General features: G+C 64.0%; 12 protein-coding genes. 2 read left to right on the forward strand and 10 right to left on the reverse strand.

The window, feature by feature from the left end:
- Positions 1–398: 398 nt before the first annotated feature.
- A complete protein-coding gene (locus LB554_RS07585) occupies positions 399–644 on the reverse strand; it encodes a hypothetical protein (protein WP_015316854.1) in 246 nt (81 codons plus the stop codon).
- 210 nt (positions 645–854) lie between these two features.
- On the opposite strand from LB554_RS07585, the gene LB554_RS07590 reads away from it, so the two are divergent.
- Entirely contained in the window at positions 855–1595 is a 741-nt protein-coding gene (locus LB554_RS07590) for a sulfotransferase family protein (protein WP_224583917.1), read from the forward strand.
- A 689-nt stretch (positions 1596–2284) separates the two neighbouring features.
- On the opposite strand, the gene LB554_RS29420 is transcribed toward LB554_RS07590, so the two are convergent.
- Entirely contained in the window at positions 2285–3778 is a 1494-nt protein-coding gene (locus tag LB554_RS29420) for a WD40 repeat domain-containing protein (protein ID WP_263485750.1), read from the reverse strand.
- Between the two features lie 245 nt (positions 3779–4023).
- Between LB554_RS29420 and LB554_RS07600 the strand changes: the two genes are divergently transcribed.
- On the forward strand, positions 4024–4116 hold the full coding sequence (locus LB554_RS07600; protein ID WP_140617931.1) for a lasso RiPP family leader peptide-containing protein: 93 nt from the start codon (positions 4024–4026) through the stop codon (positions 4114–4116).
- A 134-nt stretch (positions 4117–4250) separates the two neighbouring features.
- Here LB554_RS07600 and LB554_RS07605 read toward each other — a convergent pair whose 3' ends face one another.
- From LB554_RS07605 to LB554_RS07640, 8 genes are all read right to left on the reverse strand, one after another.
- Positions 4251–5021 (reverse strand): exodeoxyribonuclease III, encoded by a 771-nt coding sequence (locus LB554_RS07605; RefSeq protein WP_224583925.1) that lies wholly within the window; start codon positions 5019–5021, stop codon positions 4251–4253.
- Positions 5022–5026: 5 nt separating this feature from the next.
- Entirely contained in the window at positions 5027–5671 is a 645-nt protein-coding gene (locus tag LB554_RS07610) for an alpha/beta family hydrolase (RefSeq protein ID WP_224583926.1), read from the reverse strand.
- Positions 5672–5759: 88 nt separating this feature from the next.
- The gene (locus tag LB554_RS07615) at positions 5760–6893 is read right to left on the reverse strand and encodes a tetratricopeptide repeat protein (protein WP_224583927.1); all 1134 of its coding nucleotides are present in this window, start codon (positions 6891–6893) and stop codon (positions 5760–5762) included.
- Positions 6890–7795 (reverse strand): Ku protein, encoded by a 906-nt coding sequence (locus LB554_RS07620; protein ID WP_015316846.1) that lies wholly within the window; start codon positions 7793–7795, stop codon positions 6890–6892. Before LB554_RS07620 ends, LB554_RS07615 begins: the two co-directional genes overlap by 4 nt.
- Positions 7796–8107: 312 nt before the next feature.
- Positions 8108–8395, reverse strand: coding sequence for a GIY-YIG nuclease family protein (locus LB554_RS07625; protein ID WP_224584045.1), 288 nt, complete (start codon positions 8393–8395; stop codon positions 8108–8110).
- Between the two features lie 140 nt (positions 8396–8535).
- Positions 8536–11043, reverse strand: coding sequence for a DNA ligase D (gene ligD / locus LB554_RS07630; protein ID WP_224583928.1), 2508 nt, complete (start codon positions 11041–11043; stop codon positions 8536–8538).
- A 94-nt stretch (positions 11044–11137) separates the two neighbouring features.
- On the reverse strand, positions 11138–11362 hold the full coding sequence (locus tag LB554_RS07635) for a hypothetical protein (RefSeq protein WP_015316844.1): 225 nt from the start codon (positions 11360–11362) through the stop codon (positions 11138–11140).
- A gap of 112 nt (positions 11363–11474) precedes the next feature.
- Positions 11475–12698 carry a GNAT family N-acetyltransferase gene (locus LB554_RS07640; RefSeq protein ID WP_411962615.1) on the reverse strand — a complete coding sequence of 408 codons (1224 nt, stop codon included), beginning with the start codon at positions 12696–12698 and terminating at the stop codon, positions 11475–11477.
- Between the last annotated feature and the right edge of the window lie 24 nt (positions 12699–12722).

A 12722-nucleotide genomic window follows, 5' to 3' on the forward strand; every position in this document is an offset into this window, starting at 1 on the left:
AAATAAATGTGGCGCGCAACCAGAAACATGCCACATTTTATTATGCACACATGTGAAGATAAGCAATGGTATGCTTTGCTTTTCTGAAGAAACTTCTTCTAATTTGCGGAAATAGCAAAAGCATCGCGCGTTGCAGCGCAAGCAATGTCGCCTCTTTCTCGGATTACCCGCTCCTTAGGAACAACTAACGTATAGCGAAGAGTGTCGTTCCAAATGCTCTACCGGGCCTCCAAAAAAGGCCCGCCCTGCCGGGAGCAGAACGGGCCTTCAACGGACCGGTGGAGGTGGCGCCTCACCGATCGAGGCAGGAAAAACGCACGCATCACAGCTTCGTTCCACCGGCCGCCGCGATTTGGCGGAAGGTGCGCAACGCTCGATACCGGAGCGGGAGCTCTTCGTCAGAATCGGACGCCGTCCCGATGGAGCGGCGGCACCGGGTTGACTGCATCCGGGCTCATCGCGACGTTTTGCGCGCGCCTGTAGATCAGCCCCACGACGAGCACGAAATAGCCGACCTGCAGGACGACCAGGACCACCACTGTCCAGCCAAGCGCCACCCAGAACGAACCGGTAGCAATATAGGTCCACACTGCGACAACGATCGTGGTCGCCGACATCCCGACGAGAAAAGACCCAAAATACATCGACCATCAAGATCGCCGAACCGATTCCGGTCCGGCGACTCCCTGCCCATCTCCACACCCGCGCACAGGCTTTCATTATTTTAGCAACTACGCAAGTATGGCGTCCGCCTAGGCATCCATGTAGAAGTTTGTTGCGGGGCGGCCCCGGCAGGAGCAGTTTGATGCTCACGGACCGCGATATCAGGGAAAAAAGTCCGGTGGGGATTGGAAATGACGCTCAAGCTTATCGGCGCCGGTTTCGGCCGCACCGGCACATGGTCGACCTTTGCAGCGCTTAACAGGCTCGGCCTGCCCTGCTATCACATGCAGGAAGTGATCATGAACAAGGCCAATAAGGGCCATCTTGATTTCTGGCGCGCGGTGGCCAACAGCCCGCCCGGCACCCAGCACGACTGGAACCGCGTGTTCGCAAACTATACGGCCACCGTCGACAATCCAGGCTGCTGCGTCTGGAAGGAATTGATGGCTGCCTACCCCGACGCCAAGGTGCTCCTGACACTACACCCACGCGGCGCCGAGGCCTGGTATGAAAGCACCATCGACACGATCTACTTCACCGAGAACCTGTGGCAGTTCAAGATCCTGGAATGGCTCACACCGTTCGGCCGCAAGTTCGGCGACATGTCGCGCAAGCTCATCTGGGGCCGCACATTGGCCGGCGTCATGGGTGACCGCGACAAGGCGGTTGCCCGCTACGCCAGCTATGTCGACGAAGTGAAAGCAGCCGTGCCGCCGGAAAAGCTGCTGGTGTTCAACGTCAGCGAAGGCTGGGGGCCGCTCTGCCATTTCCTCGACGTCGCCCAGCCAAACGAAACTTTCCCCAATCTGAACGACCGCGAAACGATCAGGAAGATCATCCGCGACATCATCAAAGGCTCCTACATCATGCTGGGGCTGACGATGGCCGCCATCGCGGCGGTGATCGCGGCATTGTGGTGGTGGCTGGGGTAACGGCAAGCCCAGGCAGTTCGATCCCTTGCCTGCATGGAGCGGTCAAGTTTTTCGCTCCGAAACAAACGACCTCAAGAGCTACCCGCTTTCACGCGGGCAGGCTGGCTGGCAGCGGCTCTCGCCGGAATTTTGCGCTTGTCTTTGCCTGCCGGGCAGCCACCAGCCCATGCCTGTCCGAGCAGGCTACCGTTCTTGAACCTGGCGGCGAGGCCGGGTGATCATATCTCGATTGGATAAAATAGCGGAACGTCCAATGGACATTGCCGGAACCGAACGGGGCCTCTCGGACTTTCGGGCGCACGAAACAAGACCTTGGTCCTACAAGGAAAACCGATCAGTTCGATCCGCAGGCGCGCAGCCTATCGAGTCAGATAGCGACGCAACGTCCCCGGTCAATCCATGGACCAGCACTTTGCCATACTGCGTTGCCGCCTCGCCAAGCCGTCTGGCGGTTGGCCGATCATGCCGGCTAGAATGCCGGGTCTTGCAGCCCCTGCCTATTCCGCTTTCGCGGAAGTTTCCGACGTGTGGGCGATGTGCGATGGTGTTGTTGCGGCGGTACGAGCCGCCCTGGTTGGCGCGGGCGCCGAGCACACCCCAACAATGCGCCCCCCCCGTCCGCGTCGACCATGGCAAGCGCCCCGATTACTTGACCAGCGTCCATGCCCCGGCCCAGCCTCTCCAGGCACTCACCCCGGCGCCCCTGCAAACAGCACGACGCCGTCACCACCGGCCGCCGGCCAATCCCTGATGGTGCGGTCGGAGCCGCCGGTCAGCACCGTGCCATCGGCGGCGAAGGCGACTGCGTAGATCGGTCCGGTCTGGCTGTCGAACATGGCGATCTGGTTGCCGCTTGCCATGTCCCACAGCCTTGCAGTGCCGTCGAGCGATCCGGACAGCAGGTGTTTGCCGTCGGCCGATAGCACCAGCGCGTAAACCGTGCCCTCGTGGCCCTCGAAGCGCTTCACCTCGCGGCCGCTGTCGACGTCCCAGACCTTGATCGTCAGGTCGCCGCTACCGGTGATCAGATGATGCCCGTCGGCGGTGAAGACGGCGCCATAGGTGCCTTGCTCATGGCCGTGCCAGCTGCGCAACTGCTTGCCGCTGTCGATGTCCCAGAGTTTCAGCGTCCCGTCGATGCTGCCCGAGAGGGCCTGCTTGCCATCGGGCGAGACGGCGACCGCGCTGATCGACCAGTCGTGGCCGGTCAGCACATGCAGCACGGACCCGTTGACGAGGTCCCAGATAATGACGTTGCCGGTGTCGTGCCCGCTGACGGCGCGCCTGCCGTCCGGGCTGATCGCCAGCTTGTTGACGCCACCATTCTGGCCGGATTGGAAGACGTGCAGCACCGCCCCGTCGGCGAGTTTTCGCTGCACGATCTCACCGTCGTCGCCGGCCGTCAGCGCGCTGGTGCCGTCGGGCATGTAGAGCGCGGTGCGCGCCATGTCCTTGTGAACGCCGAGATTGCGCATCAGGTGCTTGCCGCCCATGTCCCAGAGCTTGATCGTGTGGTCGGTGCTGGCGCTCATGATCGAACGCCCATCCGGCGACGGCGGCAACGGCGCCACCGTCGGCGGCGGAATGACCGCGACCTCCGGCGGCATCGGGGCCGTAGACGCCGGCGGAACAGCAGGCTCGGCCACCGGCGGAGCTGGTTGTACCGGCAAAGCCGGCGGGTTTGCAGCGGCTGGCGGCGTGGCCGCCTGCTCGGACGGCAGGGCCGGCGGCAAGGGCGGTGTCCGAGCAACCGGCGACGGCGATTCCGGCTTTGGCACGGAACCCATGGGCGGCGCGCTGGCGACATGCTCGCCACCCTCATGCGGCCGCCACGAGCCGAACCCGTCGCCAAGCAGCGCCAGCAAGACAACCACTGGCAGCACCAGGAAAGTCCGGCGCAGGCGTGGGCGGCCCGCCGGCTCCAATTCGGCGTCCCTGCCGAACAGCAGCACCCCGGCCGCGTGCACGGGCCGGCCGGGCAATTGGCCCGCCAGGAACAGCAACGCACCGATGAAACAGGCAAGTGCCGCCGCCGAATATGCCGCCGGCCGCAGCATGGCAACGTCGAGCCCGGCAAGGCCACGCCCGGCCAGGATGTCGATCAGCGGATAGACCTGGGCCAGACAGGCAGCCGCGACCACGGCCAGGACAAGCGCCAGCACCTTGTCAGCCAACCTGTTCATCGCGCCCTCCGCCCGCCGATCTGGACAAGATTATCAGCGTCGGTGGATGCCGCAAAGCGCCGCTCTTGTTTCCTGCCCTGATGTATACCGATCGCAGGATTCGGATTTGCGCCAGGGCACCCGGCCTCCTGGAGCCCAGAGTCCGCGATGCTTCGGTGGGATAACCTCGACTATCGCCCTCACAACATTGACAGATGACCGTAATGTGTCACTATCGCGACGGGATATAGTGGAGAGCTTGCACTATGAAGAAGATTTATGAACGACCCGTCCTGGTCAAGAAGGGTAATCTGAAGTCGGTCACGGCCGGGCCCTCGGCGCCGATACTGCCGGGCTGATTTCAGTACCCGGAACATATCCGCCAATAATGTTGGGGGCACTGTCCGATCGGCAGGCAGGGATGCTCTGTCTTTCTTGAGGCCGTGACAGCGTTGCCGTCGCGTGGTTTACGCGACGACTGTCGCGACGGCCTTCACCCCAATTCCACCCAGACCGGCGCGTGGTCGCTGGCGCCATCTTGCCCGCGCACGTCACGATCGATGCCGGCGGCCCTGAGCTTGCGCACCAGCGTCTTCGACAACAGGATGTGGTCGAGCCGCAGGCCCGCGTTGCGTGGCCAGCGGTTCCGGCGGTAATCCCAGAAGGTGTAGAGCGTTTCCTTCGGGTATTTCTTGCGCAACGCATCGGTCCAGCCTTGTTCGAGCAGCGCGGCGAAGGCGGCGCGGCTTTCCGGCTGCACCAGCGCGTTGTCGTCATAGGAGTGTGTGGCGTAGATGTCGCGCGGCTCGGGCACGATGTTGTAGTCGCCGGCCAGCACCACGGGCAGGCCGGTGTCGATGAGTTGTTCGGCATGCGCTTCCAGCCTTGCGTGCCAGGCGAGCTTGTAGGTGAATTTCGGTCCCGGCCGCGGGTTGCCGTTCGGTGCATAAAGGCAGGCGATGACGATGCCGTTGACCGCAGCCTCGATGTAGCGGCTCTGCCGGTCGGCATCGTCGCCGGGCAACACATCGCGGGTCAGCACCGGCTCGGCACCGCGCGCGAGTATGGCGACGCCGTTCCAAGTCGGCTCGCCTTTCCACACCGCGCCATAGCCGGCATCGGCAAGCGCGGTACGCGGAAACTGCGTGTCGCGCGCCTTCAGTTCCTGCAGGCAGACCACATCGGGTTTTGCGGAGCCGAGCCACGACAGCAGGTTGTCCAGCCTGCTGTTGATGTTGTTGATGTTGAAGCTGGCGATCTTCATTGGGATCAGGGCGCGATCCTGCCCATCCAAGCCCTCACCGTCTCCGCCAGCGTCGTCAGATGATCCGCGGTAGAGAAACCCGAAATACTCTTGCGCGGCTTCAAATCATGGTCGCCGTCCTCCAGCCAGATCACTTCGATGGCATCGGAAAGGTTGTAGGTCGCGACCTCGTCCTTGGTGCCGAACTCGTCGCGTGTGCCTTGGAAGACCAGCGTCGGCGTCTTCAGCCCGGCGAGATGTTTTGTCCGCAATTGCTCGGGCTTGCCAGGCGGATGGAAGGGATAGCCGAGGCAGACCAGTCCTAATATTTCGCCCTTGGAAAACATCTCGTCGGCGATCATCGACGCGACCCGCCCGCCCATCGACTTGCCGCCGATGATGAGCTTGCCCGTCACGCCCTTCGCCCTGAGGTCGGCGATCGCCTTGATGTATTCCGGGTTCACCGTCTCGGCACGCGGTGGCGGCTTGCGCTGGCCGTAGCGGCGCGCGGCCATATAGTGGAACTCGAAGCGCGCGACCTGGAAGCCCGCGGCGGCGAGCGCCTTGGCGGTGGCGGTCATTGAGGGAGAGTCCATTGAAGCGCCGGCGCCATGGGCAAGCAGGATGGTGACGGGAGCGGTCTCGTGGCCGTCGAAGAGGAAGCTGGTCATGATGTGACACCCCGCGCGACGGCGAAGCTGCCAATCTCCCCCCAGGAAGGGGGCGATCGGGCGTCATCGCGGCCTTCGCCCACCATCGTCACCCCGCCGACTTCGCCAGCTGCATGTCCACGAACTGCACACCCCTCGCAGCCACCCCTGCCCATTCCGAGCCAGCGTCGAGCTCGAGGTACCGCATCCACAGCCGCCGCGCCTCAAGCAGATTGCCGGCGTCAAACTCCAGCCGCGCCAGATTGAACACCGGGTCGGCATAAGTCTTGTCGAGCGCGATCGCCTTCTGCAAATGCCTTCGCGCCGAAGCGTCGCGCCCTTGCTCGCTCATCAGCCCGGCCAGGTTGAACCAGGCTTCGACGAAGACCGGATCGAGCTTGATCGCCCTGGCATAATCATGCGCGGCTTCCGCCACGCGCCCGGACCCGCGCAAACAGTTGGCGCGGTTGAAGGCGGCGATGGCGTCGGTGGGATCGATGGCGAGGCAGCGCTGGTAGAGTGCGGCGGCCCCGTCATGGTCGCCGCCCTCCTCGGCGGCTTCCGCCTCGGCGAACAAATCTTCCAGCGTGTCGTCGCCTTGTGCCGCGGCGCCGAGATCGAACAGCAGCTGCCCGTCGAGCTCGCTCTGGCCGCCTTCGAGGTAGATCGCGTCGGGGCGGCCGTGCTGCGAGCCGACATTGAGCGACTTGGCGGTCAGCGAAGCCACCGGGCCGGAGCGGTGGACGGAGCGCGCGATCGCGCCCCATGTCGCGCCCCCGGCGATCAGCCCCGCATATTTGCGCGCCAGGATCAGGTCGCGGAAGGAAAAGGGCTCGCCATCATGCTCGAAGGCGTCGAACAGGCTGAGCCTGTCGAGATCGGCGCCGGACAGCTTTGACTGATCGATCAGCGATTGGCGCGACAGCGAAGAGGCCTCGGGCGCCTTCATCAGCCCGAGCAGCCGCAGGAAACCGTTCTCGCTCATGAGAATGCGCCCGGCCGCGCGCTCGGCGCCGAGGCGGCGTTCGATCTCGCTATCGCTATTTTTGGTGAGTCCGGCCTTGGTTAGTCCCGCCTTGACCAACAATGCGCGTCCGAACACGACATGCGTGGTGCGCCGGGTGACGCCGCGCCTGAGCTGGCCGTGCTGGCGCTCCACCTCGCGGGCGGCAAGCCTGAGCGGAAACGCCGCCAGTGCGCCGATCGTGCCGAAGACAGCGCCCGGAACGGCCGGAGCCGTCATTTCTTGCTCTTGCCGACCGCCTTGAGCAGGTTGGCCTTGAGCGGATTTTCAGGCGCACCACCCGCGGCCGCCTTCTTCGCGGCGGGCTTGGCGGGCTCGTCGGCCTTGCTCTTCGACTTGGCCGGCGGCTTCGACTGAGACAGGCTGGCCTTCAGCGCATCCATCAGGTTGATGACGTTGCCGCGCTCCGGTGCCGCCGCGATGATCGGCTTGTGGCCCTTCAGCTTCTCGCGGATCATCGTCATCAGCGCGACCTCGTAGCGGTCCTCGTAATTCTTCGGATCGAAGGTGGTTTCCTTCTGCTTGATCAGCGCTTCGGCAAGCTGCAGCATTTCCGGGTCAGGCTTGCCGGCTGGAATGTTGCCGAAATATTCAGCCGTGCCACGCACTTCGTTCGGGTTCCTCAACGTGCACACGAACATCCCGTTCTCGCGCGCGCCGATCGTCACCACGCGCTCGCGGCTGGACAGCACCAGCCTGGCGATGGCGAGCTTGCCGGATTTGCGCATCGCTTCGCGCAGCACGGCGAAAGTCTCTTCCGCCATCGCCCCGTCCGGCGCCATGTAATAGGGCGCGTCCTGGTAGATGACGTCGACCTCGTCCTCATCGACGAAGGCTTCGATGTTCATCGTGTGGTTGGATTCGATGCGCACCGCGTCGAGGTCGGCATCGTCGATGATGATGTACTGCTTGTCCTCGTACTCGTAGCCCTTGACCAGATCCGCCCGCTCGACGAGCCCCAGTTCAGGGTCGACCGGCTTCATGTTGATGCGGTTGTGGGTCTTCTTGTGCAGCTGGTTGAACGAGATGCGCTCGCTGGCGCTGGTGGCGGGGTATAGCCGCACCGGACAGCTGACGAGACTGAGTTTGAGGTAACCCTTCCAACTTGCCCTGGGCGCCATGATGAACTCCTACGCGGCCATGCACTGACTGTTGCTTCGCAGCGCTTCGTCCGAAGGACGAACAAGGCTGCGCAAATCCTACACCGACCCCGCACAATACCGACAAATCCCTGACGAAATCTTCCCGCCGGTTTTCGGGGTCGTTGGGGGAGAATAATTCAAATTGTCGGAAGCGTCGATGGCGTACGGGACGCCGGTGATTGGCCGACCCACTCATCCCTTCGTCATCCTAGGGCGAAGCAAGGAGCAAAGCGACGCGCGCAGACCCTAGGATCCATGCCGTGACATTGGTGTTGCGACGACGCAAAACCTTCACCACCCCGTTCCGCGAAAAAGTTCGAACCAGTCCGGATTGGTCTTCTCAATCAGGTCTATCTTCCACTGGCGCGACCATCGTTTCAGCGATTTCTCGCGCTGAATCGCGTCCGTGATGTCGAAATGTTCCTCGTACCAGACCAGACGTTGCACGCCGTAACGGCTGGTGAAGCCTGAACCTTGTCCAGACTTGTGCTCAGGCATTCGACGGCCAAGATCGTTGGTGACGCCGATATAGATGGTTCCGCCCTTTTGGCTTGCGGTCATGTACACATAGCCTGTCATGCAACGACGATAGCGGGCAGCGCTCTCGGCAGCCACTCTGTTCTGCTGCATTTTTCGATTGATGACACGGCATGGATCCTAGGGTCTGCGCCGCGTCGCTTCGCTCCTTGCTTCGCCCTAGGATGACGAAGCTCAATTGGCTAAGTCTTCGACCTCCCGGCCCCCAACACCGGCAGATCCCTGGCGAAGTCGTCGATCTCAGCCCACGGATCGCCCGACGTCTCCAGCAACCCCGGCAGCGACGCATAATTTAAATCCTGCGGTGCATCGATCGCCTCCAGATCGGCCCAGCTCACCGGTGTCGAGGCCGGCAGGTTGGTTCGGGCGCGCAGCGAATAGGGCGCGGCCGAGGTGTGGCCGCGCGCGTTGCGGTGATAGTCGATGAAGATGCGCCGCTTGCGGTTTTCCTTGCCCATTGTGGTGGTGAAGGTGTCGGGCGCGGTGGCCGCTAGATGCGTTGATATGGCGCTGGTTGCCTGATGCAGCTTCTTCCAGTTCTGCTTTTGCGTCACCGGCACGGTGATGTGGATACCGCTGCCGCCGGAGGTCTTTGCGAACGGCACCAGACCAAGCCCCTCCAGCTCGCCCTTGATGTGCACGGCGGCCTCCACCACCTCGCGCCAGGAAATCCCCTCGCCCGGGTCGAGGTCGAGGACGATCTGGTCGGGCTTGTCGAGGCTCGAGCGATGCGTGCCCCAGGTGTGGAACTCGACGACGCCGAACTGCGCCAGCGCCAGGTATCCTTTCGCGCCCTCGACCGAGAGATAGGACTTGGTCTCGCCCTCGGAATTGGTCGCCTGGAATGTCACCACCGAAGGCGGCATGCCGGTGAACGCATGACGCTGGAAGAAGCAGTCCTTGGGCAGGCCGGTCGGGCAGCGCACCAGCGACACCGGGCGGCCAAGGATGTGCGGCAGCATGAAGTCGCCGACCAGCGCGTAATAGACGGCGATGTCGAGCTTGGTCGGGCCGGTCTTGCCGAACAGCCGCCGCGTCGGGTTTGTCACCCAGATGGTGGCGAGATCGGCTTCGGCGATCAGGCGCTTGCGCGTCGAGGAGACCGGCGTCGACAGGCCGACATCCCTGAGGCCCCGGAACACACCGTGGCGCAACGAATTGTCCGCGGTTCGATTGGCGTAGTGGATGCGCGCCGAAAACAGCGGCTTGACCCAATGCATCTCGCGCATGATTTCACGCGGCACGCCTTCCGGCGGCGTGGCGCCGGATGTGAGCGGCCCAAGCCGGGCCAGCAGGTCGGCCGCGGTCCCGGCATCGAAGCCGGTGCCGACCTTGCCGCGATAGTGCAGTTCGCCGTCCACCCACTCGGCCATGCCGAGCGCGGCCAGCCCCTCGGCCGCGTCCGAAATGGTGTAGCCGGCGATGACGAAATCGTCCTTTTCGAGTGCCTTGGTCTTGGTCCAGCTCTTGGTGCGGCCGCTCTGATAGATCGCGGTGGCGCGCTTGGAGACCACGCCCTCCAGGCCGAGTTCCGTCACGTGGTCGTAAAGCGCTTGCCCAGAACCTTCGACATGGTCGGAGAACTGGATCGCGGAGTTGGCGCCAAGCCCGCCAAGCAGTTCGGCCAACAGCGCCTTGCGGCGGATGAGCGGCACTTTCATCAGGTCCCAGCCGTCGAGATGCAGCAGGTCGAAGGCGTAGAAATGCAGCTTGCTGCCGGCGCCCGCTGCCAGCGCGTCCTGCAACAGCGCAAAGCGGGAAATGCCCTTGGCATCGAGCACGACGATCTCACCGTCGATGATCGTCTCGCGGCACGGCAGCTTGGCGAACGCATCTGGCAAGTCGCCATAGCGTCTCGTCCAGTCGATGCCACCGCGCGTGATCAGCCGCACCTGCCCGTCGGAGATATGCGCCATGGTGCGGTAGCCGTCGAATTTGATCTCGTGCAGCCAGGGCTCGTTCGTATTCTCGGCAAGGCCTTCGCCGCCCGGCGGCTTCGGCACCTGGCTCGCCAATTGCGGCTCGATGCGGCTCAGCGCCGGCGCCTTGGCCGCGCCCGGCAGGTCGCCCGGCTTCAGCGAACCGGGCTTTGGCGCGGACTTCACGGCCGGCTTAGGCGGCGCCACCAGCTCCTCGATGCGCAAGCCGGATTTCACGCTTTCCGGCCGCGCTTCGAGGATATTCAGCCCCGTGTCGGCGGCGAGGTCGCGCTCCTTGAACAGCAGCCAGTTCTTCTTGTTCTCGTCTTCGCCGGGCTTTGGCTTCAGCCGGGTCAACATCCAGCCGCCATTGAGCTTTTCGCCGGCCAGCCGGAATTTGAAGGCGCCGGTGCGCAGGCTTTTGTCGACGTCGTCCATCGGCGCCCAGCTGCCGGTGTCCCAGACGATCATCGGCCCGCCGCCATATTCGCCTTCGGGAATGACGCCCTCGAAATCGATGTATTCGAGCGGATGGTCCTCGGTCTCCACCGCCAGCCTTTTGTCGGCTGGGTTGAGCGATGGCCCGCGCGGCACCGCCCAGCTTTTCAAGACATCGCCAACCTGCAGGCGCAGATCGTAGTGGTCCGCCGTGGCGTGATGCTTATGGATGACGAAGCGGTTGCCGCCCCCCGTCATCAGCCCGCCGGCCGGCTCCGGCGTCTTCGAGAATTCGCGCTTGGCGCGATAGGATCCGAGCTTGGCGGGCGGCATGTCAAAAGCCGAGCCTGGCGGAAACCAACAACCGCCTCGTTCCTTCGCGCCGTGGGGCGCTACCTTGGCACCGCTCGCGATTTATCACGTGGTCTCAGTCGTCCGTCGCCGGCGTCAGCTCCAGCTCGGCCGGCGACAAACCCTGCTGCAACTGGCTCAGCCGGAACTCATCCACCCAGTAGGCCTCGCCGTCGACCAGCACGCGCGCACTGTAGGTGCCGCCTGAGAAACGCTGCGCGGTGACGTAGACCTTGTGGCGGTCAAGTGCCTTGCGCACCGCGGCGCGCTTGGAGTTCTGGCCGTTCACGGCAGTGGACATGCGCTTCGCCCTCGGTCGCCTGACACGGAACTCGGCCGCTTTTGGCGGCCCGGCGACTGGCCCCAAGGATGGCGGAGACACGCGCGCCTGTCAATTTCGCGGGCGGCGTCCTTCAGGTCTTCAACCGCCGCAAACGGCGCATCACGCCCTGCACGGCCTTGTAAAGCCGCGGCTCGGAGCGCACAAACAGCTCGGCCTTGCAGCGCAGCCTGATATAGGTGGTCGAGCCCCTGCCCTTCAGCGTCATCGCCTCGCACAGTTCGGCCAGCACCGAGTTCGAGGCGCCGATATGCTGCTTGTATCCCTGTCCGCCGACCGAGAGGTCGAAATAGCCGAGCCCTTGCGCCCGTGCCCACACCATCAGCTTGCCGATCATCGTCAGGCCCGGCGCGACGTTGGCCACCGCGTCCTGGTCGATCCCGAGCAGCAGGGCGTGCAGGGTGCCCTTCATGACCAGCACGTACATGACAGCGAGATAGGCCTGGCCGACGCGCAGCCCGAACAGCCGCACCGAGCCGTCGGAAAGCCCCTGCAGCGCGGCGTTGCGGTAGAACTCCACGATCGGCGCCTGCGTCAAAAGGTCGAAGCGCCCGAGTTCGCGAAAGCGGTTGAGCCTGAGGTCGAGCAGCCTGCCGAACTGCTCCTCAATCATCTCAGGCGTCTCGGCTTCGACCAGTGCGAGGCCTCCGAGTTGTTCGAAGCGGCGGCAGTGCTTGTTGAAATTCTTGGTGAAGGAGGATTTGCAGATACGCTTGACCAGCGTCTCCGGCTCGCCATCCATGACCAGACCCGAGGCGATCTGAATGGAGTCGCGCGCCGCCGAAAGCAGCGCCAGCGGATTGGCCACGCCGTGGATTTCCCGCGGAATCCCCGCAATATGGATGCGGTCGGCCGGCGGCAGCACGGCGCGGACCGCGGCCCAGGCGGCGTCGGCGTTTTGCCTGGTCCAAGGCCTGGCATCGGCCAGCAGCGGCGCCGAATAATCGCACACGCCGCAGCTCAGCCATTCGATCACGGAGTGGCCGAGCGCCCGGCGCCGCATCAGCGGCAGCAGCATGACATGCGCGCCCGTGGCGGCATCATTGACCTCGACGACGAGCAGCTCGGCGCTTTTGGGCATCAGCCGCCCGGCGATCCCTTCCACCCAGGCAAGGCCCTGGTGACCGGTGCACAAACCGGTCTCCTCAAGACGCTGCCAGAGCTGCCTTACGGTGTCGAAGCTCGTGTGCAGCCGCGCCGTATAGCGCGCGGTGGAGCCCATGCCTGCTCTAACCGGAGAAATCGGTTGAACCGGTGCATCCGCTGTCGCGACCAACCGCACGGCCTGGCTTGCCACATGCCTCTCCCATTCGTTCTGGGG

Origin of the sequence: Mesorhizobium sp. CO1-1-11, from assembly GCF_020164995.1 — a bacterium.
GTDB classification, from domain to species: Bacteria; Pseudomonadota; Alphaproteobacteria; order Rhizobiales; family Rhizobiaceae; genus Mesorhizobium; species Mesorhizobium australicum.

Coding starts and splice junctions, on each gene's coding strand:
- LB554_RS07585 (WP_015316854.1), bottom strand. CDS start 644: ATGTATTTTGGGTCTTTTCTCGTCGGGATGTCGGCGACCACGATCGTT.
- LB554_RS07590 (WP_224583917.1), top strand. CDS start 855: ATGACGCTCAAGCTTATCGGCGCCGGTTTCGGCCGCACCGGCACATGG.
- LB554_RS29420 (WP_263485750.1), bottom strand. CDS start 3,778: ATGAACAGGTTGGCTGACAAGGTGCTGGCGCTTGTCCTGGCCGTGGTC.
- LB554_RS07600 (WP_140617931.1), top strand. CDS start 4,024: ATGAAGAAGATTTATGAACGACCCGTCCTGGTCAAGAAGGGTAATCTG.
- LB554_RS07605 (WP_224583925.1), bottom strand. CDS start 5,021: ATGAAGATCGCCAGCTTCAACATCAACAACATCAACAGCAGGCTGGAC.
- LB554_RS07610 (WP_224583926.1), bottom strand. CDS start 5,671: ATGACCAGCTTCCTCTTCGACGGCCACGAGACCGCTCCCGTCACCATC.
- LB554_RS07615 (WP_224583927.1), bottom strand. CDS start 6,893: ATGACGGCTCCGGCCGTTCCGGGCGCTGTCTTCGGCACGATCGGCGCA.
- LB554_RS07620 (WP_015316846.1), bottom strand. CDS start 7,795: ATGGCGCCCAGGGCAAGTTGGAAGGGTTACCTCAAACTCAGTCTCGTC.
- LB554_RS07625 (WP_224584045.1), bottom strand. CDS start 8,395: ATGACAGGCTATGTGTACATGACCGCAAGCCAAAAGGGCGGAACCATC.
- ligD (WP_224583928.1), bottom strand. CDS start 11,043: ATGCCGCCCGCCAAGCTCGGATCCTATCGCGCCAAGCGCGAATTCTCG.
- LB554_RS07635 (WP_015316844.1), bottom strand. CDS start 11,362: ATGTCCACTGCCGTGAACGGCCAGAACTCCAAGCGCGCCGCGGTGCGC.